24 protein-coding genes, 1 other RNA gene and 1 pseudogene are annotated in these 25,108 nt (G+C 64.5%); 13 read left to right on the plus strand and 13 right to left on the minus strand.

Going from position 1 to position 25,108, the window contains the following annotated elements:
• Positions 1-56 precede the first annotated feature (56 nt).
• The 6 genes from BRA1417_RS0101770 to ffs all read right to left on the minus strand — a co-directional run bounded on the left by BRA1417_RS0101770 (position 57) and on the right by ffs (position 4,806).
• Positions 57-1,235, minus strand: coding sequence for an IS481 family transposase (locus BRA1417_RS0101770; protein WP_035968316.1), 1,179 nt, complete (start codon positions 1,233-1,235; stop codon positions 57-59).
• A 139-nt stretch (positions 1,236-1,374) separates the two neighbouring features.
• Positions 1,375-1,812, minus strand: a complete 438-nt coding sequence (locus BRA1417_RS0101775) for a hypothetical protein (RefSeq protein WP_027514338.1) — start codon at positions 1,810-1,812, stop codon at positions 1,375-1,377.
• Positions 1,813-1,838: 26 nt separating this feature from the next.
• A complete protein-coding gene (recR, locus tag BRA1417_RS0101780) occupies positions 1,839-2,441 on the minus strand; it encodes a recombination mediator RecR (RefSeq protein WP_007604678.1) in 603 nt (200 codons plus the stop codon).
• 1 nt (position 2,442) lies between these two features.
• Positions 2,443-2,772 carry a YbaB/EbfC family nucleoid-associated protein gene (locus BRA1417_RS0101785; protein ID WP_007597704.1) on the minus strand — a complete coding sequence of 110 codons (330 nt, stop codon included), beginning with the start codon at positions 2,770-2,772 and terminating at the stop codon, positions 2,443-2,445.
• Positions 2,773-2,796: 24 nt separating this feature from the next.
• Positions 2,797-4,614, minus strand: a complete 1,818-nt coding sequence (locus BRA1417_RS0101790) for a DNA polymerase III subunit gamma/tau (protein WP_027514339.1) — start codon at positions 4,612-4,614, stop codon at positions 2,797-2,799.
• 95 nt (positions 4,615-4,709) lie between these two features.
• An RNA gene (gene ffs / locus BRA1417_RS42010) (signal recognition particle sRNA small type) lies at positions 4,710-4,806 on the minus strand.
• Positions 4,807-4,924: 118 nt separating this feature from the next.
• On the opposite strand from ffs, the pseudogene BRA1417_RS45245 reads away from it, so the two are divergent.
• From BRA1417_RS45245 to BRA1417_RS0101825, 7 genes and pseudogenes are all read left to right on the plus strand, one after another.
• A pseudogene (locus BRA1417_RS45245) lies at positions 4,925-5,029 on the plus strand (amino acid ABC transporter ATP-binding protein); the annotation flags it as partial.
• Positions 5,029-5,784, plus strand: a complete 756-nt coding sequence (locus tag BRA1417_RS0101800) for an SDR family NAD(P)-dependent oxidoreductase (protein WP_027514340.1) — start codon at positions 5,029-5,031, stop codon at positions 5,782-5,784. The pseudogene BRA1417_RS45245 and the gene BRA1417_RS0101800, both read left to right, overlap by 1 nt.
• 63 nt (positions 5,785-5,847) lie before the next feature.
• Entirely contained in the window at positions 5,848-5,982 is a 135-nt protein-coding gene (locus BRA1417_RS45920) for a hypothetical protein (protein ID WP_256379134.1), read from the plus strand.
• 258 nt (positions 5,983-6,240) lie between these two features.
• On the plus strand, positions 6,241-6,660 hold the full coding sequence (locus BRA1417_RS0101810) for an HIT domain-containing protein (protein WP_027514341.1): 420 nt from the start codon (positions 6,241-6,243) through the stop codon (positions 6,658-6,660).
• Between the two features lie 11 nt (positions 6,661-6,671).
• A complete protein-coding gene (nudC, locus tag BRA1417_RS0101815; protein ID WP_027514342.1) occupies positions 6,672-7,610 on the plus strand; it encodes an NAD(+) diphosphatase in 939 nt (312 codons plus the stop codon).
• 6 nt (positions 7,611-7,616) lie between these two features.
• Entirely contained in the window at positions 7,617-8,570 is a 954-nt protein-coding gene (locus BRA1417_RS0101820) for a sugar kinase (RefSeq protein WP_027514343.1), read from the plus strand.
• 67 nt (positions 8,571-8,637) lie between these two features.
• Positions 8,638-9,147: an Lrp/AsnC family transcriptional regulator gene (locus BRA1417_RS0101825; RefSeq protein ID WP_027514344.1), complete on the plus strand. Its 510-nt coding sequence runs from the start codon at positions 8,638-8,640 to the stop codon at positions 9,145-9,147.
• A gap of 145 nt (positions 9,148-9,292) precedes the next feature.
• Here BRA1417_RS0101825 and BRA1417_RS0101830 read toward each other — a convergent pair whose 3' ends face one another.
• From BRA1417_RS0101830 to BRA1417_RS0101845, 4 genes are all read right to left on the minus strand, one after another.
• Complete coding sequence (locus BRA1417_RS0101830; RefSeq protein ID WP_018453006.1) at positions 9,293-10,792, minus strand: phosphomannomutase/phosphoglucomutase; 1,500 nt, start codon at positions 10,790-10,792, stop codon at positions 9,293-9,295.
• 190 nt (positions 10,793-10,982) lie between these two features.
• Positions 10,983-11,492 (minus strand): TIGR02281 family clan AA aspartic protease, encoded by a 510-nt coding sequence (locus BRA1417_RS0101835; RefSeq protein ID WP_027514345.1) that lies wholly within the window; start codon positions 11,490-11,492, stop codon positions 10,983-10,985.
• Between the two features lie 256 nt (positions 11,493-11,748).
• Positions 11,749-14,226: an ATP-dependent helicase HrpB gene (gene hrpB, locus BRA1417_RS0101840; RefSeq protein ID WP_027514346.1), complete on the minus strand. Its 2,478-nt coding sequence runs from the start codon at positions 14,224-14,226 to the stop codon at positions 11,749-11,751.
• A gap of 144 nt (positions 14,227-14,370) precedes the next feature.
• The gene (locus BRA1417_RS0101845; protein WP_027514347.1) at positions 14,371-15,687 is read right to left on the minus strand and encodes a UDP-glucose/GDP-mannose dehydrogenase family protein; all 1,317 of its coding nucleotides are present in this window, start codon (positions 15,685-15,687) and stop codon (positions 14,371-14,373) included.
• Positions 15,688-15,880: 193 nt separating this feature from the next.
• Here BRA1417_RS0101845 and BRA1417_RS0101850 point away from each other — a divergent pair, with 193 nt between their 5' ends.
• The 3 genes from BRA1417_RS0101850 to BRA1417_RS0101860 all read left to right on the plus strand — a co-directional run bounded on the left by BRA1417_RS0101850 (position 15,881) and on the right by BRA1417_RS0101860 (position 21,118).
• On the plus strand, positions 15,881-16,948 hold the full coding sequence (locus BRA1417_RS0101850; RefSeq protein ID WP_027514348.1) for an acyltransferase family protein: 1,068 nt from the start codon (positions 15,881-15,883) through the stop codon (positions 16,946-16,948).
• A gap of 231 nt (positions 16,949-17,179) precedes the next feature.
• Positions 17,180-20,242, plus strand: a complete 3,063-nt coding sequence (gene polA, locus BRA1417_RS0101855) for a DNA polymerase I (RefSeq protein WP_027514349.1) — start codon at positions 17,180-17,182, stop codon at positions 20,240-20,242.
• 240 nt (positions 20,243-20,482) lie between these two features.
• Positions 20,483-21,118, plus strand: a complete 636-nt coding sequence (locus BRA1417_RS0101860) for a LysE family translocator (RefSeq protein ID WP_027514350.1) — start codon at positions 20,483-20,485, stop codon at positions 21,116-21,118.
• A 150-nt stretch (positions 21,119-21,268) separates the two neighbouring features.
• Here the strand turns inward: BRA1417_RS0101860 and BRA1417_RS0101865 are convergent, their stop codons facing one another.
• Entirely contained in the window at positions 21,269-21,895 is a 627-nt protein-coding gene (locus BRA1417_RS0101865; protein WP_027514351.1) for a glutathione S-transferase family protein, read from the minus strand.
• A gap of 174 nt (positions 21,896-22,069) precedes the next feature.
• Here BRA1417_RS0101865 and pyrE point away from each other — a divergent pair, with 174 nt between their 5' ends.
• Complete coding sequence (gene pyrE / locus BRA1417_RS0101870; RefSeq protein WP_007597730.1) at positions 22,070-22,633, plus strand: orotate phosphoribosyltransferase; 564 nt, start codon at positions 22,070-22,072, stop codon at positions 22,631-22,633.
• A 248-nt stretch (positions 22,634-22,881) separates the two neighbouring features.
• Positions 22,882-23,658, plus strand: a complete 777-nt coding sequence (locus BRA1417_RS0101875; protein WP_084462448.1) for a DUF2865 domain-containing protein — start codon at positions 22,882-22,884, stop codon at positions 23,656-23,658.
• A 119-nt stretch (positions 23,659-23,777) separates the two neighbouring features.
• Here BRA1417_RS0101875 and BRA1417_RS0101880 read toward each other — a convergent pair whose 3' ends face one another.
• Positions 23,778-24,209: a hypothetical protein gene (locus BRA1417_RS0101880; RefSeq protein WP_027514353.1), complete on the minus strand. Its 432-nt coding sequence runs from the start codon at positions 24,207-24,209 to the stop codon at positions 23,778-23,780.
• Between the two features lie 181 nt (positions 24,210-24,390).
• Here BRA1417_RS0101880 and BRA1417_RS0101885 point away from each other — a divergent pair, with 181 nt between their 5' ends.
• Positions 24,391-24,684, plus strand: a complete 294-nt coding sequence (locus BRA1417_RS0101885; protein WP_027514354.1) for a GIY-YIG nuclease family protein — start codon at positions 24,391-24,393, stop codon at positions 24,682-24,684.
• A 64-nt stretch (positions 24,685-24,748) separates the two neighbouring features.
• Here BRA1417_RS0101885 and BRA1417_RS0101890 read toward each other — a convergent pair whose 3' ends face one another.
• Positions 24,749-24,979: a hypothetical protein gene (locus tag BRA1417_RS0101890; RefSeq protein ID WP_156948533.1), complete on the minus strand. Its 231-nt coding sequence runs from the start codon at positions 24,977-24,979 to the stop codon at positions 24,749-24,751.
• Between the last annotated feature and the right edge of the window lie 129 nt (positions 24,980-25,108).

The following is a 25,108-nucleotide window of genomic DNA, read 5'->3' on the forward strand; positions in this document are numbered from 1 at the left end:
GAGACAGTTGTGATTGACCGAGAAGCCGCAGCGTACTGGATCGCCCGGTCAAGTGTTTAGACCGGAGACATAGCTGACGCTTGTTCGGACACATCACTGACAGGTTGGCCACTGGTCAAGTCGATTGATGCGACCTGCCAACTGGCGAAGAAGATTCCGTAATGGCCGTCGCGGTCGAGCGGTCGGATGGCGAGCCGCTCGCCGCAGAAGGCTTGTGGGACTTTCCACATTTGCCCCTGGAAGGAGATGTAACTCCGAGTCGAGGAGACGGTGCGAACGATCTCTCCGGCATCGTATTGGACCTGCGGAACTCGTTCCGGCATGGCGCGAGAACTTGGCCGGTAGCGATCGGCGGGGACCCCCATGCCGAGACTTTCATGAGGCCGTTCCAGATTGTAGAGCATGCGCCAGCTATCGAGGGCGTGTTGGACTTCCGCCAGAGTGCGGAACGCGCGCAGAGCAAACACTTCCGCGTTCAGGCTGCGATGGAAGCGTTCATTCTTGCCCCGGCCCTGGGGATGGCGCGGCCTGGCATGCACCACCCTAATGCCAAGCTTGAGTAGCCAAACCTTCAGCGCGGTCCAGCGGACGCCAGACGTATCACCCCAAGGGGAGCCATTGTCGATGTAGAAGGCCTCCGGCAGGCCATAACGGCGGAAGGTATCGATCAGATGCTTCTGCACGGCGGGACGCTGCTCGTTGGCGCATGCCTCCAGACACACGGCATAGCGCGAGTGATCGTCGACCATGGTCAGCGGATGACAACGCGTTCCGTTGGCAAGGGGCATGTGGCCCTTGAAGTCCATCTGCCACAGCTGATTGGGCGCCTCCTTCTCAAAGCGATGGCCTGGAGGGCTCGGCGGGGCCTTCTCACTTGGCTTGATCCGCTCGTTCCGGCACAGGATCTGATGGACCGTCGAAGGCACAGGCACAGCCTGGCATTCGCGCTTTAGGCAATGGGCAATCTTGCGCGCCCCCCAGGCTGGATGCTGGTCACGCACAGCCAAAACCTGCGCCTCCACAGCAGGCTCGCTGCGTTTGGGCATCCGCTTCGGACGACGGGGCTGATCCGCCAGTTCATGGTCGCCAGCCTGCCAGCGCCTCAGCCATTTGTAGCCCACATCAGGACTGATCCCGAACCGCCGGCACAGCTCTCGCCGGTTCGTTCCCTCCTGCAAGGCAAGTCGCACGAACTCTCGTCGTTGATCCATCACCGACACCTCGTTCCAGGGCATGGACGGCCTCCCGAATCGACCAGACCAGCCCATTTTGATGTGTCAGCTATGTCTCCGAACACCTGTCAGTGATCTGTCCGGTCCAAACATCAAGCCGGGCGATGACACCGGAAGCGCGGTGAGGACATTGCGTGCCCCCCTACTGCTTCTTGATCAAACTCCATTTCGTGATCACGGCTTCGCTCATCTGGCCGGGATCGCTGGCGCAGGCGATCTCGTCGACCTTGACCGAGATCTCCTTGCCGGCGAATGTCTTCAGCTGCGCGGCCTGCGCGTCGCCGCTGGGAACGAGTTGGAAGGTTTCGGGGCCGGTCTCGAGATTGCACAGCCCGCTCGGCGGCGGCAGCCGGCGCGGCTCGGAGGTGATCTGGTACATGGCAATCCGCTTGCCGACGTTCTTGACGTCGCGCACTTTCATCGTGTTCAGCTCGCCCGACAGCACCTCGCCGGCATTGATCGGCTTGCCGGGCTTCGACGGCGGCGGAGCCCCGTCGTCCTGTTGCGCGGAGATCGCCGGCGTCGCCAGCATCGCGATCGTCGCGACCAAAGCCCATCGTGTGCCGAAAAGTTTCGTCATGTCGTCCGTTCCGTAAGTCTGGATGGCTAGAACAGGGTGCGCTGCCGCATCGCGGCCGATAGCGTACCTTCATCGAGATAATCAAGCTCGCCGCCGACCGGCACACCATGGGCGAGCCGGGTTACTTTTACGTTGGCGTCCTGCAGCAGGTCGGTGATGTAGTGTGCCGTGGTCTGGCCGTCGACGGTGGCATTCAGCGCCAGGATGACCTCATGCACCTGCGCCTCATGCGCGCGCGCGACCAGCGCCTCGATGGTGAGGTCCTGCGGGCCGACGCCGTCGAGCGGCGACAATGTCGCGCCCAGCACGTGATAGCGCCCTTGAGTGGCATTGGCCCGCTCCAGCGCCCAGAGATCGGCAACGTCGGCGACGACGACGATGATCGAGGGATCGCGCCTCGGATCGGTGCAGACCGTGCAGGGACTTTGCGTGTCGATGTTGCCGCAGGTCTTGCAGACCTGGACCTTCTCGAGCGCGACCTGCATGGCCGAGGACAGCGGCATCATCAACGCTTCGCGCTTCTTGATCAGATGCAGCGCGGCGCGCCGCGCCGAGCGCGGGCCGAGCCCCGGCAGTCGCGCGAGAAGCTGGACCAGCCGCTCGATTTCAGGACCCGCAACAGCGCCCATCCTACTGGCCGAACAGCCCCGACAGCCCCGGCGGCAGACCGAGCCCGCCGGTGAGCGACTGCATCTTCTCCTGCATGGCGGCTTCCGCCTTGCGGCGGGCCTCGCCGAATGCGGTGACGAGCAGATCCTCGAGCACCTCGCGCTCCTCCGCCTTCATCAGCGAAGGATCGATCTTGACGCCCTTGACGTCCATCTTCGCGGTCATGCGTACGGCGACGAGACCGCCGCCGGAGATGCCCTCGACCTCGACGTTGGCGAGCTGGTCCTGCATCTCCTGCATCTTGGATTGCAGCTGCTGCGCCTGCTTCATCATGCCGAAAATATCGACCATCGGTGCTGTCCTTGAAAATCGGCTCTAGAGATCGTCGCCGTCCGAACCGTCGGGCGGATCGTCACTGCCATAGTCCGCGTTAATATCGGATTGCGGTGCCTCGGGGGCAAGCCTGCGGACCTCGACGACCTTCGCACCCGGAAAACGCGACAGCACCTCGCGCACGCGCGGATCGGCCTCGGCGGTGCGCGCATGTTCCTGCTTGGCCGCCTGGCTCACCGAACGCAGCGTCGGCTGGCCCGGCTCGTTGGAGACGATCACGGTCCAGCGGCGCCCGGTCCAAAGCTCGAATTTGCGCGCGAGATCGGAAATCATGGTCTTGGAGGCGTTGGGTTCGAGCGCGACTTCCAGCCGGCCCTCCTCGAAACGGACGAGGCGCATGTCGCCTTCGAGCGCGCCCTTGGTCAGGAGGTCGCGCTTCTGCCCGGCCAGCGCAACGAGCTGGGTGAAGCTCGTGACGCGCAACACCGGCGCGGCAGCTTGCGGATCCGGCGCGGGCGTTGCCATCTGCGGACGGGCACCACCGCCGCCGAACGAGGATGGCGACGAATTCGGCATGCGAACTGGCGCCGCGGACGCCACCGGCCCGGCCGGCGCATTGCGCGCGACACCGCCGCCGCTCACGACCGGCGAACCGCCGCCGTTCTGCTCCAGCATCTTGATCGCTTCGTCCGGCGTCGGCAGGTCGGCGACATAGGCGATGCGCACCAGCACCATCTCGGCGGCTGCGGCCGGCCGGGTCGCGGCCTGCACCTCGGTGATGCCCTTGAGCAGCATCTGCCACATCCGCGACAGCACGCGCATCGAGATCTTCGAGGCGAAATCCCGCGCGCGCACGCGCTCGGTCTCGCCATAGGCGACGTTGTCGGCGGTCGCCGGCACGATCTTCACGCGGGTGACGAAATTGACGAATTCGGCGAGATCCGAGAGCACGACGATCGGATCGGCGCCGACGTCGTACTGGTCGCGGAACTCCTTGAATGCGGACGCGATGTCGCCGCGCGCCAGAGAATCGAAGAGATCGATGACGCGGGTGCGGTCGGCGAGCCCCAGCATCTGCCTGACGGCATCGGCCTTCACGGTGCCTGCCGCATGCGCGATCGCCTGGTCGAGCAGCGAGAGCGAATCGCGCACCGAGCCTTCCGCGGCGCGCGCGATGATGCCGAGCGCTTCCGGCTCGATCTCGACGTTTTCCTTGGCCGCGATGTTAGCGAGATGCTTCATCAGCACGTCGGCCTCGACGCGGCGCAGGTCGAAACGCTGGCAGCGCGACAGCACCGTCACGGGAACCTTGCGGATCTCCGTCGTGGCGAACACGAATTTGGCGTGCTCCGGCGGTTCCTCCAGCGTCTTCAGGAAGGCGTTGAACGCCGCCGTCGACAGCATGTGGACTTCGTCGATGATGTAGACCTTGTAGCGGGCGCTGGCCGGCGCGTAGCGGACGCTGTCATTGATCTGACGAACGTCGTCGACGCCGGTATGCGAGGCCGCGTCCATCTCCAGCACGTCCATGTGCCGGCTTTCCATGATCGCCTGGCAATGCACGCCGAGTGTCGGCATCTGGACCGTCGGGCCCTTCACCGAGCCATCCGGCATCTCGTAGTTGAGCGCACGGGCAAGGATGCGCGCAGTGGTGGTCTTGCCGACCCCGCGGACGCCGGTGAGAATCCAGGCCTGCGGAATGCGGCCGGTCTCAAACGCATTGGAGACAGTGCGGACCACGGCCTCCTGGCCGATCAGATCGTCGAAGCTGGAGGGACGGTATTTCCGCGCCAGCACCCGGTAGGGCGTACTGGCCTGGCCGGCGCTATCAGGGTTGGGAGGGGCGCCAGCGTCGGTCATCGGTCGATCCGCAATGAAGTGTCTTTCGGCCGGCTTTTGCGGAAAGGAGCGCGCTGGCGGCCCGAGCCGCCGGCGCAATTCGCTCGGAAAAACAGGTAGGAGACTGACGAGCGACCCGATCCGGACCTCGTTAGGGCTGCTTCCTTCCGGACCTGACCCGGTTGGCGAGTGGCTCGTCCACCGCCAATCTCCCGGTCCCTATTTGGGGCCAAAAGGCCCGGAAAGCAAGCGGGTATCGGCTTGAACGGGTTGGGCTTCATTGTGGCTTGCCCAGCATCCGGGCAATTCCCGGACTGCCCAGCCGATAGACCCGGCGCTGCAGGTGAGCGACAATCCGCAGGAGGCGGCGACGCGCGCCTTCCTCAGCCATTTTCACCGCACCGGCGCATTGCCGCCGGCCACAACGGCATCGTGATGTCCGAAATCAATCGCGTCTATCTCGTCACCGGCGCCGCCAGCGGCATCGGCCGTGCCACTGCAAAACTGCTCGCAGCGCCCGGCGTCGGGCTCGTGCTGCATACCCGATCGAATGAGGACGGACTCAAGGCGACCGCGGCGGAAGCCAAAGCCAGCGGCGCGGCTGTTGCAACATGCCTCGGCGATCTCGCCAATGAAGTGGCCCTGACGCTTGCTTGCGCGACCGCCCATCTCGATTTTGGCCGGCTTGACGGATTGATCCTGGTCGGAGGTCACGCCCGGCGCGGCAGTGCGATCGGCACGCCCGCGGATCAATTCCTGCAGGCGATGGACGAATCGGCCCTCGCCTTTACACGTTTCGTCAAGCTTGCTCTTCCGCAGCTGCGTGCGGGACGAAATGCGCGGATCGTGGCGGTGTCGTCCTTCGTGGCGCATGCGATCCGGCCCGGATTCGCGCCCTTCGCCGCGACGGCTGCGAGCCGTTCCGCGCTCGAAGCGCTGGTACGGCTCACTGCAGTCGAGCTCGCCAAGGAGGGCATCACCGTCAACGCAGTCGCGCCGGGCCTCATCGTCAAGGACAAACCCAGCGAAAGCCGGCTTTCACCCGAGCAGATCGCCGCGACGGAGGCGCTGATCCCGATGGGCCGCCGCGGGCGGTCGGAGGAAGTCGCCGAGATCATCGCCTTCCTCGCCTCGCCAAAAGCATCCTACGTCACCGGCCAAGTCTGGCACGTCAATGGAGGCCTGACATGACAGAAGTGACAGAAGCCACCGTCTAAACGTCTCAGGCTGTTCCTGATCGAGAGCCCGATCAAGATGGCGCGCATCCAGGGCGTCGGCAATTTCATCTACGAGGTCAAGACCGGCATGAAGCCGCATCGCGAGGATCTCGAGCACCTCCCCGCGATCCGCAACGAGTTCGACGACAAGGTCGACCTTCGCGTCGATTAGAACCAGGCCTTGGCGCCGTTCGGCGCCATCAAGATATTGCGCGACGTCGGGCAATTTGCGCCCGAATCCTCGTCAAACCCAATCCTGTGGTAATCGGTCCTGGATCTGCGCTGCGCTTGTCCAGGACGACGATCGCGTATGCGGCCTCTGCGGAGCGCCATCCTTCCCCAATCAGATTCCGTATCGTATGGTCGGAGCAAATATTCAGGGGTTCCGCCCCGCCATGCCCGATTCCCAATGGGCCATCCGGAAACCTTCATGTCCGAACCCGCCTGGTCGCTGCACTCCCGCCTGAAAGAGGACACCATCGACATCGGCGATTTGCCGCTGTCCAAGGTATTGGTCATCAAGGACGCGCATTATCCCTGGCTGCTGCTGGTGCCGCGACGCGCGGATGCGGTCGAGATCATCGATCTCGACGAGGTGCAGCAGGCGCAGTTGATGACGGAGATCTCCCGCGTCTCGCGCGCGCTGAAGGAGATCACCGGATGCGACAAGCTCAACATCGCGGCACTCGGCAACCTCGTGCCGCAGCTTCACGTCCACATCATCGCGCGCCGCACCAGTGACGCCGCCTGGCCGCGGCCGGTCTGGGGCGTGATGCAGCCCTTGGCGCACGACGCCACAGAGGTGCAGACTTTCATCAGCGCGCTTCGCCGCAAGATCTGGTTGGGTTGAAAGAACAAGACATGTCAGCATTCGACTCGTTTCCGCTGGGGCAGCCGGCCTTCGTCACCAACATTCTCGACCGTGCCGCGCATCTGCGCCGCGATGACGAAAAGCTGTTCGCGCTGGAGCAGAAGCCGACCTCGCGCGCCTATGTGGTCTACCGCGACTCGCTGCTGGTGAAGCGCGACGGCGAAAAAGTGCGCGCGCTGCTCGGAATCGACGAGGCGCTGAAATGCGGCGCCAATCCCGGCACGATCTTCTTAGGCTTGCGCGACGGCGCCGCGATGTTCGGGATGGGCCTGTCGCAGGCCGCGTCCGAGAAGCTGATCGGGCGCAAAGACTACGCCCTCAACGAGCTGCGCGGCATGGCGATGCAGGGCGCGGTGCCGCCGCAGGAGCTGTCGGCGATCGCGATGGCGAAGTCGATGGTGAGCTGGCATCAGCGCCACGGCTATTGCGCCAATTGTGGCACGCGTACCGGAATGAAGGAAGGCGGCTGGAAGCGGGAGTGCCCCAGTTGCAAGGCCGAGCATTTCCCGCGCACCGACCCTGTCGTGATCATGCACGTCGCCGCCGGCGACAAGTGCCTTCTCGGCCGCCAGAAGCAGTTTCCGCCGGGCATGTATTCGTGCCTGGCCGGCTTCGTCGAGGCGGCCGAAACCATCGAGGACGCGGTGCGCCGCGAGATTCTCGAAGAATCCGGGATCCGCTGCACCGACGTCCAATATTACATGACCCAGCCCTGGCCCTATCCGTCATCGCTGATGATCGGGTGCAGCGCGCGGGGCGTGAGCGAAGACATCGTCGTCGACCATTCCGAGCTGGAGGATGCGCGCTGGTTCACGCGCGAAGAGGCCGCTCTGATGCTGACGCGGACCCATCCGGACGGGCTCGCCGGCCCGCATCCGTTTGCGATTGCGCATCACCTGCTCGGCCGCTGGGTGCACGACAAGAGCTGACCGCCGATGGCGCACTCTGTGACCGCGCCGCGCATCCTCTGCATCGGCATTCCCGTGCGCGACCTGACGTTTCGGGTCGAAGCCGTGCCCGCGCGCGGCAGCAAGGCCAACGCCACGCATCTCGCGGAGATCTGCGGCGGCAACGCGCTCAATGCCGCGATCGCCATCGCGCGGCTCGGCGGCCGCGTCTCGTTCGCAGGCCCGATGGGCGATGCGCAGGAGACGTCGAGCGGCTTCATTCTCGAGCGCATGAGATCCGAAAATATCGACACAAGCCATATCGTGCGCATACCTGATGCGACCACGCCCGTCTCTGCTATCATCATTGACGCGACGGGCGAGAGAACGCTCACGATCTATCGCGATCCGGCCCTGTGGACAGTCGAGCTGCCCGACGCCGACAAGCTGCTCGCCGATTGTCAGGCGGTCCTCGTCGAGAGCCGCTGCGCATCGTTCTGCACGGACCTCTGCACTGAGGCACGCCGGCGCGGCATTGCCGTCATCGTCGGCATCGACCGCGCGATGTCGTTGCAGGACAGCCTGCTCACGGCCGCCTCGCACCTGCTGTTCGCGAGCGAACAGGTGCAGGAAACCGCCGGCATCGCCGACGACGGCGAGGCGTTGCAGCGCCTGGCCCCGCTCACGCCCGCCTTCCTCGCCGCCACCCGCGGTCCGCACGGCACGATCTGGCTGAACGAGACCGGCGCACTGGAGGAGACGCCGGCGTTCGCCGTTGAGGCGGTCGATACGCTCGGCGCCGGCGACGTCTTCCATGGCGCCTTCACGCTTCGCCTCGCCGAAAGCGGCGGCGTGCGGGAGGCGCTGCAATTCGCCGCGGCCGCCGCAGCGCTGAAATGCAGCCGTCACGGCGGCGGCCTAGCCGCTCCGCAACGCGTTGAAGTTGAAGAGCTTTTGAACATGCCGCGCGGGACGACGCTCGGACGGATGCCGAGATTATAGACTTGCTATAGAAGGATTTTCTCTATATCAGGAAAAACGACCCTTGATATGGAACAAAGTTCTTCAAATGACCGATCTCGCCGTCCCGCTCCCCGAGACCAGCCGCCGCCTCGACGCCATCGATCGCAAGATTCTGATGGTGCTGCAGGACGATGCCTCCCTCTCCGTCGCCGAGATCGGCGACCGCGTCGGCCTGTCCTCGACCCCCTGCTGGAAGCGCATCCAGCGCCTGGAGGCCGATGGCGTGATCACCAAGCGGGTGGCGCTGGTCGACCAGAACAAGATCGGCCTGGGCATCTCCGTGTTCGTGTCGGTCGAGAGCTCCGACCATTCTGACGCCTGGCTCAAGAAGTTCGCCGACGCCGTCAGCGCCATGCCGGAGGTGATGGAGTTCTATCGCATGGCCGGCGACGTCGACTACATGCTGCGCGTCGTCGTCGCGGACATGCAGGCCTATGACGTGTTCTACAAAAAGCTGATCAGCGCCGTGCCGCTGAAGAACGTCACCTCGCGCTTCGCGATGGAGAAGATCAAGTCGGTCACCGCGCTGCCGATCCCGGCGGTGGTGGCGGCGTAGGGCTCACCACAAGCAAACTGTCATCGCCCGGCTTGACCGGGCGATCCAGTATTCCAGAGATGACGATGGGGTACGGATAAGCCCCGGCGTACTGGATGCCCCGGTCAAGCCGGGGCATGACAGCAAGTGAGACTAGCCTCGCACCTCAGATCTTCTGATTGTACTCGCCGACTTCGGGATGGGTGCGCAGCACGCTGTTCACCATCTCGAACATGTCGTGCATGCGCTGCTCGGAGACCGGGCTTTCGACCACCACGACGAGCTCGGGCTTGTTGGAGGAGGCGCGCACCAGGCCCCAGCTGCCATCCTCGACAGTGACGCGGACGCCGTTGACGGTGACGAGATCGCGAATCGACTGGCCGCCGATCTTTGCGCCCTTGGCCTGCAAGGCCTCGAAGTGCTTCACCACCTTGTCGATGACGCCGTATTTGGTCTCGTCGGCGCAATGCGGCGACATGGTCGGGGACGACCAGGTTTTCGGCAGCGCGTTCTTGAGATCGGCCATCGATTTGCCGGGAGCGCGGTCGAGCATGTCGCAGATCGCCAGCGCCGAGACGAGACCGTCGTCATAGCCGCGTCCATACGGCTTGTTGAAGAAGAAGTGGCCGGACTTCTCGAAGCCGGCGAGCGCACCCGTCTCATGGGTGCGGCGCTTCATGTAGGAATGGCCGGTCTTCCAATAGGTGGTTTTTGCGCCCTGCTTCTGCAGCACCGGATCGGTGATGAACAGGCCGGTCGACTTCACGTCGACGATGAACTGCGCGTCCTTGTGAATCGCCGACATGTCGCGCGCCAGCATCACGCCGACCTTGTCGGCAAAGATCTCCTCGCCGGTGTTGTCCACGACGCCGCAGCGATCGCCGTCACCGTCGAAGCCGAGACCCACATCGGCCTTGTGCTGCAGCACCGCGTCGCGGATCGCGTGCAGCATCTCCATGTCTTCGGGGTTCGGATTGTATTTCGGGAAGGTGTGGTCGAGCTCGGTGTCGAGCGGGATCACCTCGCAGCCGATCGCCTCCAGCACCTGCGGCGCGAACGCGCCCGCGGTGCCGTTGCCGCAGGCCGCGACGACCTTGAGCTTGCGCTTGAGCTTCGGGCGGCTGGTGAGATCGGCGATGTAGCGCGCCGGATAATTCTCGTGGAATTGATAGGAGCCGCCGGCCTTGTTCTTGAACTCGGCGCCCAGCACGATCTCCTTCAGCCGCGTCATCTCGTCGGGGCCGAAGGTCAGCGGGCGGTTGGCGCCCATCTTCACGCCGGTCCAGCCATTGTCGTTGTGCGAGGCCGTGACCATGGCGCAGCAGGGCACGTCGAGGTCGAACTGCGCGAAATAGGCCATCGGCGTCACCGCGAGCCCGATATCGTGCACCTTGCAGCCTGCTGCCATCAGGCCGGAGATCAGCGCATATTTAATCGAGGCCGAATAGCCGCGGAAATCATGACCGGTGACGATCTCCTGGCTGACGCCGAGCTCCGCGATCAGCGCGCCCAACCCCATGCCGAGCGCCTGGATTCCCATCAGGTTGATTTCCTTCTGGAACAGCCAGCGCGCGTCGTATTCGCGAAAGCCCGTGGCCTTCACCATCGGCTCGGATTCGAAGGCATAAGTGTTGGGCAGCAACACGGATTTCGGCTTGGGGAACATTGGGACGGTCTCGTGAAAAAGAGCCAGAATTTGATGCAGCCTTAGCGAATGCCGGGCCGCAGCGGAAGGCGGGAATGGCAGCTTATGGATGATAATTGCGGCAGTTTGGTAACGGGGAAATCTGGCCGCGAGAGTGGCCGAAATAGTGATCTTCTTGAAATATGTGATCGCTGGAGCCTTTGGAAGGACCTTACTGCTCCAGCACCATCTGGCCGTTGGCGTATTCGAAGCGCTTGAGGCGGGAGAGGAAGGAGAGACCGAGCAGGTTCTCGGACAGCGCCTCGTCGGGCAGCACCATGGCATCGACGTCGCGCACGATTAGGCCGCCGACATCGAGCATGGCGATGCGGGTGCGCGCGGCCTTGATGGTGCCGTTGGCGGTGGAGACGGTGGCGTTGTAATCGCTGCGCGAGGGACGCAGGCCGAAACGGGCGGCCGAGGTCTCGTTCAGCGCAACCACGGAGGCGCCGGTGTCGACCATGAAGCCGATGCGCTGGCCTTCGATCCGGCCCTCGGTCTGGAAGTGGCCGCGGCCGTCGCGGGGGATGTTGAGGCTGCGGCCGCCGGCCGGCGCGATGGACGCGACTGCTACCGTGCGCGGCACCGCCGTCGCCGAAGCGGAGCTCATCCTGTCCGCCATCTGCGCCATGAAGGTGCCGAGGCCGATCATGATCGCCGCGAAGATCATTATGTTACGCATCACACCACTTCCGAGCCGAAAGCTCGATTTCATCACGCGGCAGGCCGCTCCGCGAGCGACGCTGCGGCCAGAGCTGTGCTATTTTGACGAAAAGGATGAGCGGACGGTTAATGCGCCGGTGTCGCAGATACGACATGTCCTCATCCTGAGGAGCCCGCGAAGCGGGCGTCTCGAAGGACGGCCGCGGGTGAAAAGCGGGCCTGCATGGTTCGAGACGCGCGTTCCGCGCTCCTCACCATGAGGGTCTTCTTGCGTCTCACGTCCCGCGCGGTTTGACCCGCCGGGTCGGAAGCGCATTCGCCGGATCTTCCGGCCAGGGATGGCGCGGGTAGCGGCCGCGCAAATCGGAGCGCACGGCACTGTAGCTGCCGCGCCAGAAACCGGGGAGATCGCGCGTCACCTGCACCGGGCGCTGAGCCGGCGACAGCAGCTCCAGCACCAGCGGCACCTTGCCGGCGGCGATCGAGGGATGGGTGTTGAGGCCGAACAATTCCTGGAGCCGCACCGCGATGGTCGGCCCCTGCTCGGCTTCATAGTCGATCGCGAGCACGCTGCCTGTCGGGGCCTCGAAATGCGTCGGCGCCTCGCGGTCGAGCCGCGCGCGCATCTCCCACGGCAACAACGTCATCAGCGCGTCGGAGAGATCGCCGGCAGAGATATCCTTCAGCGCGATCTTGTCGTAGAGCGCCGGCACCAGCCAATCGTCGCGCCGCGCGATCAACCCGTCGTCCGAGAGATCAGGCCAGCTATCGCCCTCGGCCTTGCGCAAGAACATCACGCGGTCGCGCCATTGTCTTGCTGCCTTCGACCAGGGCATCCGGTCGAGGCCGGCTGCGATCAGCCCGTCCGCGAAGACGCGCGCGGTGTCCTCCGAGGGCGACACGGCAAGTGTCGCCTCGGAGAGCGTGATCGCGTGCAGCGCGCGCTTGCGCCGCGCCCGCAGCGCCATTGCGCCGCGATCGAACCATACCTCCTCGACGGATTCGATATGCTCGGCGAAATGCCGCTCGATCTCGTCCTGCGAGATTTGCGCTGCGAGCAGAATACGCCCGCTCGCCGCCGTGCCGGTCATCTCGCCGATCGCGATATAGGGCGCGCGCGCGAGCGACGAGGTCTGATCCACGGCAGCGCCTCGACCGTTGGCGAGCACAAAGCTGCCATTGCCGCGGTTGCGCGCGACGCGATCCGGGAAGGCGTAGGCCAGCATCAGACCGGTCGAGAGGTCACCTTCTCCGGCCGCCGTCTTCTCTGACGCCGCCACCTGCGCGGCCCAGCGCCGCGCGAGGTCGCGCGCGTTTGCGGCCCGCGGGGAACGGTCGCGGCGGAACTGATCGCGCCGGTGCTCGAGATCGACGCTGTCGCCGCCGAGCCCGCGCTCGGTGATGATGGCGGCGATCTCGGCGGCGGCTTCGCCCTCGCCGGCACGATGCGAATCCACGATCATGCGCGCGAGCCGCGGCGGCAGCGCCAGTGCGCGCAGGCTCTTGCCTTCCGCCGTGATGCGGCCATCGGCATCGAGCGCGTTGAGCTCGGAGAGCAGGCTTTTGGCTTCCTTCCAGGCCGGCTGCGGCGGCGGGTCGAGAAACGACAGTGCGGCAGGGTCGACGACGCCCCATTGCGCGAGATCGAGCACCAGCGAGGACAGATCGGCGCTGAGGATCTCGGGCTGGGTGTAGGGCGCGAGCGAGGCTGTCTGAGGTTCGTCCCAGAGCCGGTAGCAGACACCGGGCTCGGTGCGGCCGGCGCGGCCGCGGCGCTGGTCCGCTGCCGCGCGCGAGACGCGCACGGTCTCGAGCCGGGTCAGGCCGATGTCGGGCTCGTAGCGCGGCACGCGGGCAAGACCGGAATCGACCACGATACGCACGCCCTCGATGGTCAGCGAGGTCTCGGCGATCGAGGTCGCCAGCACCACCTTGCGCGTGCCCTTGGGCGCCGGCGAGATGGCACGATCCTGCACGGCAGCGTCGAGTGCGCCGAACAGCGGCACGATTTCAATCGAAGCGTCCTGCACGCGCTCGCCGAGGAAATTCTGGGTGCGGCGAATTTCAGCGGCGCCCGGCAGGAACGCCAGCACCGAGCCGGCATCGGCGCGCAGCGTCGAGGCGATCGCATCCGCCATCTGCCGCTCGATCGGCGCGTCCGCCTTGCGGCCGAGATAGCGCGTCTCGACCGGAAAGGCGCGGCCCTCGCTTTCGACGACGGGCGCTTCGCCGAGCAATCTTGCCACGCGGGCGCCATCGAGCGTGGCCGACATCACGAGGATGCGCAAATCCTCGCGCAGGCCGGTTTGCGCATCGCGCGCGAGCGCGAGGCCCATGTCGGCATCGAGCGAACGCTCGTGGAATTCGTCGAACAGGACGGCGGCAATGCCGGAGAGTTCGGGATCGTCGAGGATCTGGCGGGTGAAGATGCCCTCCGTTACCACCTCGATGCGGGTCGCGCGCGAGATCTTCGACCCGAAGCGGACGCGATAGCCGACAGTCTCGCCGGCGCGTTCGCCGAGTGATTTAGCCATGCGGTCGGCGCTGGCGCGCGCCGCGATGCGCCGCGGCTCCAGCACGATGATCTTCTTGCCTTTGGCCCAGGGGGCATCGAGCAGCGCCAGTGGCACGCGCGTGGTCTTGCCGGCGCCCGGCGGCGCCACCAGCACGGCGGCATGATGCGCCTCCAGCGTGCGCGAGAGCTCGTCGAGCACGGCATCGATCGGGAGGGGCGTGTCGAAACTGCGGGGCAAATATCTCGCTTCCGTCATCACCCGCCTTGTGCGCACCTTGCGCACTGGTGCGGGCGATCCAGTAAACTCGGATCCCGGCTATTGCGAAGATCGCGGATTACTGGATACCCCGCCTTCGCGGGGTATGACAATCATATGCCGCTATCAGCCCTGCACGGGCGGTCGTCCAATGCTCTCATACACGAAGCCGGCCGCAGCCATTTCTTCGGGGCGGTAGATGTTGCGCAAGTCGACGATGACGGGCTGCGCCATGGTCGCCTTCAGCCGATCGAGATCGAGCGCCCGGAACTGCACCCATTCGGTGACGATCACGATCGCATCGGCGTCTTCCGCGCAGGAATAGGCGTCCTCGCAATAAGTGATGCTGGGCAGCTCGCTCTTCGCCTGCTCCATGCCGACGGGATCGAAGGCCTTCACCTTCGCGCCCATGTCGATCAAGCCCGTAACCAGCGGGATCGACGGCGCATCGCGCATGTCGTCGGTGTCGGGCTTGAAGGTGAGGCCGAGCACAGCGATGGTCTTGCCGCGCAGCGAGCCGCCTAGCGCCTGGCTGACCTTGCGGGCCATCGCGCGCTTGCGGTTCTCGTTGACCGCCAGCACGGATTCGACGATGCGCAAGGACACATCGTAGTCCTGCGCGATCTTGATCAGCGCCTTGGTGTCCTTTGGGAAGCACGAGCCGCCGAAGCCAGGTCCGGCATGCAGGAACTTGGTGCCGATGCGGTTGTCCAGGCCAATGCCACGGGCGACCTCCTGCACGTTGGCGCCGGCCTTTTCAGAGAGGTCCGCGATCTCGTTGATGAAGGTGATCTTGGTCGCGAGGAAGGCATTGGCGGCGTATTTGATCATCTCGGCGGTGCGGCGTTCCGTGAACATCAGCGGCGCCTGATTCAGCGACAGCGGACGATAGATGTCGCTCATCACCTTGCGGCCGCGCTCGTCGGAGGTCCCGACGACGATGCGGTCGGGAAATTTGAAGTCGCGGATCGCCGCGCCCTCGCGCAGGAATTCGGGGTTGGAGGCGACGACGACGTCCGCTTTGGGACTGGTCTCGCGGATGATGCGCTCGACCTCGTCGCCGGTGCCGACCGGAACGGTCGACTTGGTCACCACGACGGTGAAGCCGGACAGCGACTGCGCGATCTCTTTCGCGGCGGCATAGACGTAGGACAGATCGGCGTGGCCGTCACCGCGGCGCGACGGCGTGCCGACCGCGATGAACACGGCATCGGCATCCGCGACCGGCTTGGACAAGTCGGTGGTGAACTCCAGCCGCTTGGCCTTGACGTTGGTCGCAACCAGCTCTTCGAGCCCGGGCTCGTAGATCGGGATCTCGCCGCGATGAAGCGCCGCGATTTTCTTCTCGTCCTTGTCGACGCAAACGACATCGTGACCGAAATCCGCAAAGCAGGCCCCGGACACCAGTCCCACATAGCCCGTGCCGATCATAGCAATGCGCATGAAAAACCCTGTTTGGCTTGGTTAACGAAACCGCAATTCCAAGGCGGTTTAGCATTTTACCGGGGTGAGGGAACAGCCCGCGTGCAAAAAACGGCACAGCAATTGTACCAGTTAAGAAATCGTAAGCCGCAAGGCGCCAAACTGCTCCGCGTTCACACAGATCCTGGCGGAACACGCCTCGAAAAGAGACACTATGGCACTATCAGGCACAATCGCTGCGAGCGGGGGACTCAAGGCCCCGACTGCTGCGCGTGTCGATTGGGTCGATTACGCCAAAGGCATCTGCATCGTCATGGTCGTGATGATGCATTCGGTGCTGGGGGTCGAGCTTGCCGCCGGTGAGACCGGTTTCATGCATGTCTTGGTGGCTTTCGCGAAGCCATTCCGGATGCCTGATTTCTTCCTGATTTCGGGCCTGTTCCTGCCACTGGTGATCGACCGGGACTGGCGAACCTATCTCGACCGCAAGGTGGTGCATTTCGTCTATTTCTATGTCGTCTGGGTGACAATCCAGTTCGGCTTCAAGGCCCCCGCATTCGCAGCGGAAACGAGCTGGCGCGACGCCGGCTTGCTGTATCTTGAATCCTTCGTCGAGCCGTTCGGCACGCTCTGGTTCATTTACCTCTTGCCGATCTTCTTCGTCGTCACAAAACTGACACGGCTGGTCCCGCCGCCCGCGATCTGGCTCATCGCGGCCGCACTGGAGACGGCGCGCATTTCGACCGGCTGGACCGCGATCGACGAGTTCTGCGCGCGTTTCGTCTATTTCTATTCGGGCTATCTGTTCGCGCCCTACGTGTTCGCGCTGTCGGACCGCGCGCGCAATCATCCCGCATGGGCGCTGACAGCGCTCGCGACATGGGCGCTGGTCAATGGCGGCCTGGTTATGCTCGGCGCCAGCGAGTGGAAATTCGTATCGCTCGTGCTCGGCTTCGCCGGCGCCTGCGCCATCATCACGATGGGCACGCTGCTCGCGCGCGTGCAATGGCTGAATGTCTTCCGCTTCTGCGGCGAGCATTCGATCGTGATCTATCTCGCCTTCTTCCTGCCGATGGCGGCGACACGGACACTGCTCTTGCGCACGGGAATCATTCCTGACATCGGTGCGGTGTCGTTGATCGTGACCATCGTCGGCGTGATCGGCTCGCTCGCGATCTGGCAGATCGCTCTACGTCTTGGCGGCAATTTCCTGTTCGAGCGGCCTGATGCGTTCTGGATCGCGCCGAAGAGGGCGGGCGCGCGATTGCAGGCGGCGGAGTAATCCTGCCTCCACATCGTCGTCCCGGCGAAGGCCGGGACCCATACCGCGTGATTAGTCGATAGATCGCGGTCTTCGTACTGCGGCACGATCGCTTAGCTGCCAGTCTTCGCCAAACTTCGCCCTGTGGTTATGGGTCCCGGCCTTCGCCGGGACGACATTTGAGTGTGGGCTCCGGCCAGATTTCCCACATCCAAGGCTGTCAAAGGCCGCAAAAATTCATACATTGCGGCCATGCCCAAGACATCTCCCAACACATCCCCGAAGACCGCCGCCAAAGCCGACACCAAGCCCGCTGCGGCGACAGCTGCTGCCAAGCCCGTCGCCGCGAAGGCGGCCGGCAAGGGCGACCATGTCTTCCTGGTCGACGGTTCCGGCTACATCTTCCGCGCCTATCACGCGCTGCCGCCGATGAACCGCAAATCCGACGGCTTGCAGGTCAATGCCGTGCTCGGCTTCTGCAACATGCTGTGGAAGCTTTTGCGCGAGATGCCGGAGGACAACCGGCCGACGCATCTGGCGATCATCTTCGACAAATCGGAAATCACCTTCCGCAACAAGATCTATCCTGAGTACAAGGCGCACCGGGCGCCGGCGCCGGACGATCTGATCCCGCAATTTTCGCTGATCCGCGAAGCGGTACGCGCCTTCGACCTGCCTTGCCTGGAACAGGTCGGCTTCGAGGCCGACGATCTGATTGCGACCTATGTGCGGCAAGCCTGCGAGCGCGGCGCGAGCGCGACAATCGTGTCCTCCGACAAAGACCTGATGCAGCTCGTCACCGATTGCGTCACCATGTACGACACCATGAAGGACCGCCGCATCGGCATCCCCGAGGTGATCGAGAAGTTTGGCGTGCCGCCGGAGAAGGTGGTGGAAGTGCAGGCCCTGGCCGGCGATTCCACCGACAACGTTCCTGGCGTGCCCGGCATCGGCATCAAGACCGCGGCGCAGCTGATCGTCGAATATGGCGATCTCGAGCAATTGCTGTTCCGCGCCACCGAAATCAAGCAGCCGAAGCGGCGCGAGGCGCTGATCGAGAACGCCGAGAAGGCGCGCATCTCGCGGCAGCTCGTATTGCTCGACGACAAGGTCGACCTCGACGTCCCGCTGGACGATCTCGCCGTCCACGAACCCGATGCGCGCAAGCTGATCGCGTTCCTGAAGGCGATGGAATTTTCCACGCTGACGCGCCGCGTCGCCGAGTTCTCGCAGATCGATCCGGCCAACGTCGATGCCGATCCGGGCTATTCCAGCGGCGCCAGCGTCTTCTCGCCGCTGCCGCCTTCGGACGTCGTGCCGGCCCCGGGAACCGGCGCGCCGGCGCAAGCGCCAGTGGGCCAGCGCAACGCATCGGCGACCAAGGAGGACAAGGCCGCGAGCCCGAAAGGCGCGCCGATTTCTCTCGCCGCCGCGCGCGAAGAGGCTTTGCGCAAGCTTCCGGTCGACCGCAGCAAGTACCAGGCCGTCAAGACGCTCGCGGAATTGAACGCGTTCATCGCGCGCATCCACGATGCCGGCCATGTCGCGGTCGAGATCCGGGCAAACTCGATCGACCCGATGCAAGCCGATCTCTGCGGTATCGCGCTGGCGCTGGCGCCGAACGAAGCCTGCTACGTGCCGCTGGCGCACAAACAATCCGGCGGCGGCGCTGGCCTGTTCGACGCCGGCCTCGCGCCCGATCAGGTCAAGCACAGTGATGCGATCGAAGCGTTGCGGCCGGTGCTGGAATCACCAGGCATTCTCAAGATCGGCTTCGACGTCAAATTCACCGCGGTGATGCTGGCGCAGCACGGCATCACACTGCGCAACACCGACGATGCGCAGCTGATCTCCTACGTGCTCGATGCCGGCCGCGGCTCGCATGCACTGGAGCAGCTGTCCGAGCGCTGGTTCGGGCACGCCATGCTCAAGGAGAACGAGTTGCTCGGCAGCGGCAAGGGCAAGATCACGTTCGACCAGGTGCCGATCGACAAGGCCGCGACGTTGTCGGCGGAAGGTGCCGACATCACCTTACGCGTCTGGCGCGTGCTGAAGCCGCGCCTTGTCGCCGAGCACATGACCACGGTCTACGAGACGCTGGAACGCCCGCTGGTCGCAGTGCTCGCACGCATGGAGCGGCGCGGCATCTCGATCGACCGCCAGGTGCTGTCGCGTCTCTCCGGCGACTTCGCCCAGACCGCGGCGCGCGTCGAAGCCGAGATCCAGCAGATCGCGGGCGAGCCCGTCAACGTCGGCAGCCCGAAGCAGATCGGCGACATCCTGTTCGGCAAGATGGGACTGTCCGGCGGCACCAAGACCAAGACCGGCGCGTGGTCCACCACCGCTCAGGTGCTCGATGAGCTCGCCGAGCAGGGCCACGACCTCCCGAAGAGAATTCTGGAGTGGCGCCAGGTCTCGAAGCTGAAATCGACCTACACCGATGCGCTGCCGACCTATGTGAATCCCCAGACCCACCGCGTCCACACGACCTACGCGCTGGCCGCGACCACGACGGGCCGGCTGTCGTCGAACGAGCCGAATTTGCAGAACATTCCAGTGCGCACCGAGGACGGGCGCAAGATCCGGCGCGCCTTCATCGCGACGCCGGGGCACAAGCTCGTCTCCGCCGACTATTCGCAGATCGAGCTGCGGCTGCTCGCCGAGATCGCCGACATTCCCGTGCTGCAGCAGGCGTTCCGCGACGGTCTCGACATTCACGCCATGACCGCATCGGAAATGTTCGGCGTGCCGATCAAGGGCATGCCGAGCGAAATCAGGCGCCGCGCCAAGGCGATCAATTTCGGCATCATCTACGGCATTTCGGCGTTCGGCCTCGCCAACCAGCTCGGCATCGGGCGCGAAGAGGCCTCCGCCTACATCAAGAAATACTTCGAGCGCTTCCCCGGCATCCGCGCCTACATGGATGAGACGCGCGACTTCTGCCGGAACCACGGCTACGTCACGACGCTGTTCGGACGGAAGATGTACTATCCCGACATCAAGGCTTCGAACGCCTCGGTGCGCGCCTTCAACGAGCGCGCCGCGATCAACGCCCGGCTCCAGGGCACCGCCGCCGACATCATCCGCCGCGCCATGACGCGCATGGAGGCTGCACTGGCCGAGAAGAAGCTGTCTGCGCAGATGCTGCTGCAGGTGCATGACGAATTGATCTTCGAGGTGCCGGACGCGGAGGTCGAGGCCACGCTCCCCGTCGTGCAGCACGTGATGCAGGACGCGCCGTTCCCAGCCGTGCTGCTCTCGGTGCCGCTGCATGTCGATGCACGCGCGGCCAACAATTGGGACGAGGCGCATTGATCGGACGGCGTCGTCCCGGCGAAGGCCGGGACCCATAACCACGGAGTCGAATTCGGCGAAGACTCGTCGTTCTGTACTCCGACCATCTGCGATCGATAGATCTCGCGGTATGGGTCCCGGCCTTCGCCGGGACGACGCTGGAGGGACACGCACAAGCTGAATTGTCCTCCGTGCAATTGCGCGATGGCTCCACTGCGCCACGCATATTAGAACCATGCCGTCTCGCGCACCGGTTCAGCCATGCCCCACACGTCCGCCCTGCTCGGCTTCGCCCTCGTCTGCCTCGGCCTCGTGCTCACGCCCGGGCCGAACATGATCTACCTGATCTCGCGTTCGATCACGCAAGGGCCGGTGGCGGGCATCGTCTCGCTTGGCGGCGTGGCGCTCGGCTTCGTGTTCTACATGCTGTGCGCGGCGTTCGGCATCACGGCGCTGCTGCTCGCCGTTCCCTTCGCCTATGACGCGCTGCGCTTTGCCGGCGCCGGTTATCTGTTGTGGCTGGCTTGGCAGGCGGTGAAGCCGGGGGGGCGCTCGCCGTTCCAGGTGAAGCAGCTTGCGATCGACAGCCCGCGCAAATTGTTCGCAATGGGGTTCGTCACCAATCTGCTCAACCCGAAGATCGCGATGCTTTACCTCGCGCTGCTGCCGCAGTTCATCGATCCCAACGCCGGCAGCGTGCTGGCGCAGTCTGTGGTGCTCGGCGCAATCCAGATCGCGATCAGTGTCAGCGTGAATGCCGTGATCGCGCTCGCGGCAGGATCGATCGCGCTGTTTCTCGCAAGCCGGCCAAGCTGGATGCTGGTCCAGCGCTGGCTGATGGGCACGGTGCTGGCCGGGCTCGCGGTACGGATGGCGGTGGAAGCGCGGAAGGTGTGATTTTCACCTCTCCCCGCCTGCGGGGAGAGGTCGGATCGCTCTTGCGATCCGGGTGAGGGGGTACAGGTCTCACGGCCATCTCATCCGCGGAGAGAGGCCCCTCACCCCAACCCTCTCCCCGTAAGAACGGGGAGAGGGAGAAGAGCCCCCTCAATCCAGCTTCGCCTCCATGCCCCGTTTCACCGCCGGGCGTGCCATCAGGGCCTCGTACCAGCGCTTGACGTTGGGGAAGTCGGTGAGGTCAACCTTGTGGCGAGGGTGACGCCAGGCCCAGCCCAGGATGGCAAAATCGGCAACCGAGAGCTCGTCGGCGACGAAATCGCGGGCCTCCAGCCGGCGGTCGAGGACGCCGTAGAGCCGTCGCGTCTCCGCCACGTAGCGCTTGAGGCCGTAGGCGCGGTCCTGCTCGTTCTCGAGCGCGATGAAATGGTGCACCTGGCCCGGCATCGGCCCGAAGCCGCCCATCTGCCACATCAGCCATTCATAGACGGGGATGCGGCCCGCAAGCGATTTCGGGAGGAATTTGCCGGTCTTTTCGCCGAGATACAGCAGGATCGCACCCGACTCGAAGATGCTGACGGGCTTGCCGTCCGGGCCATCGGGATCGAGGATCGCGGGGATCTTGTTGTTGGGTGAGAGCTTCAGGAACTCCGGCGCCATCTGTTCGCCCTTGCTGATATTCACCGGGATCACCTTGTAGGGCAGCCCCATTTCCTCCAGCGCAACCGAGATCTTGCGGCCGTTCGGCGTGTTCCAGGTGTGCAGCTCGATGGTCATTTTTCGCGTGTCCTTCCCGGGGAGATCAGGCATCCACCTACTCCAGAACGTTGCACCCCCACAACCGATGGCCCGGGATGGCCGATCCCTGTTGACGGGGGAAGCCCCCTCTGGAATGTCGGGGCCGTCGCAGATAAATTCCGCCACCTCCAAAAACGCTCCCGAGGGCCCGCCGTGTCTAAATCAGCCTCCCGCGCCCGCCTGTTCGAGATCATCCGCCGGCGCTCCTTCGGCCGCGGCGAGGTGACGCTCGCGTCGGGCCGCAAGAGCGACTTCTACTTCAACCTCAAGCCGACCATGCTCGACCCGGAAGGTGCGACGCTGCTCGCCGAGCTGACCTATGAGGCGCTGAAGGACGACAATCTCGATTTCATCGGCGGGCTCGAGATGGGCGCGGTGCCGCTGGCCGGCGCGCTGGCGCAGATCTCCTGGATCAAGGGCCATCCCATCGCGGCCTTCTTCGTGCGCAAGAAGCCGAAGGAGCATGGCGCGAAGCTCGCGATCGAGGGGCTGCCCAGGGGCGAGACGCTGGAGGGCAAGCGCGTCGTGATCGTCGAGGATGTCACCACCACCGGCGGCTCGGCGATGAAGGCGGTGGAGGCGGTGCGCGAGACCGGCGCGGAAGTGGTGCTGGTGCTGACCATGGTCGACCGCGAGGAAGGCGCCGACGACACTTTTGGCGCTGCGGGCCTGCCATTCCGGTCGCTGTACAAGGCGTCGGAATTTTTGAAGGCTTGAGCGGCTAGACTTTCTCCGCCGTCGTGCCCGGGCTTGACCCGGGCATCCACGTCTTTGCCGCACCAGAGATCGTGGACGGCCGGGACAAGCCCGGCCATGACGAGGTCCCGCTCCCCCTCAACCGCTCATTTACCATCCCGCCTTATGGTGAATCATGTGCTGAGACCTGAGGGTCCCGGCCGGTTGGTAGCGTCGGGTGGAGTAAGCGTTTGCGTACAGTCATGTCCCATGCGCGCCGGAATCGCGCGATGCTCGTCGCCGCCACACTGGCAGCACCGCTGCTTGCGGCTCCCGCCCCGGTTTCGGCCGAAGGCCTCTTCGATTTCTTCTTCGGCGGAATGCAGCAGCAGCAGCGGCCGCAGCGTGAGGTGCCGCAGCAGGCGAGCTCCTACGCCGACCCCTTCACCGGCCAGCAGAATGCCGCATCCCCGCAATACGTGCCGCCGACACGTTCGGCCGCGGCCGGCGGCTCGGGACCGGCGTTCTGCGTGCGCAGCTGCGATGGCAAATATTTCCCGCTGATGCGCGGTCTCACCTCGCCCGCGCAGATGTGTCAGGCCTTCTGTCCTGCGAGCGCCACCAAGATCTATTTCGGCTCCTCGATCGACGGCGCGGCGTCGCAGACCGGCGAGCGCTATGCCGATAGCGAGAACGCGTTCGCCTATCGCAAGGCGCTGCGCGCCGATTGCACCTGCAACGGCCGCGAGCCGGTCGGCCTCGCTCCGGTCGATCTGGCGCTGGACTCATCGCTCAAGCCCGGGGACGTGATCGCCACCAGCGACGGCCTCGTCGCCTATACCGGCATCCGCGTCGGCAACGACCAGGCCGCGGACTTCACCCCGGTCGCCTCCTATCCCGGTCTCACCGCGCAGGTCCGCGCACGGCTCGGCGAGATGAAGGTGGCGCCGGTGCGCGCCGACACGGTGGCGGCGGATGCCCCTGCCGCGGAGATCGTGCGCGAGACGCTGCCTGACGTGACGGTGCCGAAGACGCAGAAGCCCGCGAAGCGGGCTGGGCTGGAGTAAAGCCCCAACTCTCACCAAGTCGTCATTGCGAGCGAAGCGAAGCAATCCAGAATCTTTCCGGAGAGAGGCTCTGGATTGCTTCGTCGCAAGAGCTCCTCGCAATGACGGAGGATGGTGGATCACCGTCCGATGATCACGCCGATCACATTCGGCGCCGCCAGATATTTCTCCTCGATCGCCGCGCGCGCGGCGGCGCGGTTGTCTGCCGTGAGCAGGCCGCGCTTCTCGGCCAGGATCATCCAGCAAAAACCCCACCAATCGGTGAGCATGCCCTGATCGTCGACGAGGTCATATCCCTGCTCGGCGGCGAAGATGCGCGCATGCGCTTCGTCCAGCGTGTCTAAGAACAGATGGTCCTCGGCCGAGAACAGATCGTCGCTGACGTCGTCGATGGTGTAGCCCCAGATCGACTGGCACACCGCATTGAACTCGCGGTCGAACTGGTCGTCGTCGACCGCGTAGCGCCGCGCCGCCTGATGCAGCCGCGACAGCGAGCGCGCGAAATCGGCGATCCTGGTGAGGGCAAACTGGTCGAAGGCAATGGTGGACATGTAGTCCTCGCGAAGTCTGACGGACGCTAGATATTGTGTCGGCAATGCGCCGAATCACAATGATATATCAAAGACTTGCTAAAGTGTTCTTAATTTGTTCTATTACTTGCTTATGTCGTCCCGGCGAAGGCCGGGACCCATAACCACCGTTGCCAGACGTTTCCAGGATCGGTGCTCAGCGATGAATGCACCAGCCGCGTACTACGTCTACATTCTCGCGAGCCGGCGGTACGGCACGCTATACATCGGCATCTGCAACGACCTGGGCAATCGATTATCACTACATCGTTCGGGACGTGGTTCGAAGTTCGTCAGCAAGTACGGCGTGACGCGGCTCGTCTATGTCGAGACATACGCAACTCCATCCGAAGCAATCGCACGCGAGAAGGCGCTGAAGGAATGGCACCGCGACTGGAAGATTCGCCTGATTGAGCAGGAAAATCCGGATTGGCGCGACTTGTCCCATCTCATCTGATAGCGGTGGTTATGGGTCCCGGCCTTCGCCGGGACGACACCGTTTTTGTAGCGCGCGATCGTCCTCACATCGCCGACATCAACCTATCCCCGCACGCGCTCGCATAAAACTTGGCGCCGCATTGGCGCTTGATGGCGGCGCAGCGGGCGGCGGGGGATGCGTTATGCGGGAGCGAGACGGCGCAGCTCAGGCCGTCGGCGCTGCGGCCCAGCTTGCCGGCCGCGAAGGCGGCGCTGGACGCCGTGATGCAGACAACGAGGAAGGTGGCCGCAGCGATTTCGATCAGCCGTCTCATCACCGGTCTCATCAGAGCTGTCATGGGCGTCTCCTCCACACTGATGGCTGAATTGGCCGCCATTCTAGCACCAAATCCACGTTTCCCCGTATGCGTCCGGGTTCCCAAATCGGCCCGTTCCTTGCATAA

The sequence above is a fragment of the Bradyrhizobium sp. WSM1417 genome (genome assembly GCF_000515415.1).
Taxonomy (GTDB): domain Bacteria; phylum Pseudomonadota; class Alphaproteobacteria; order Rhizobiales; family Xanthobacteraceae; genus Bradyrhizobium.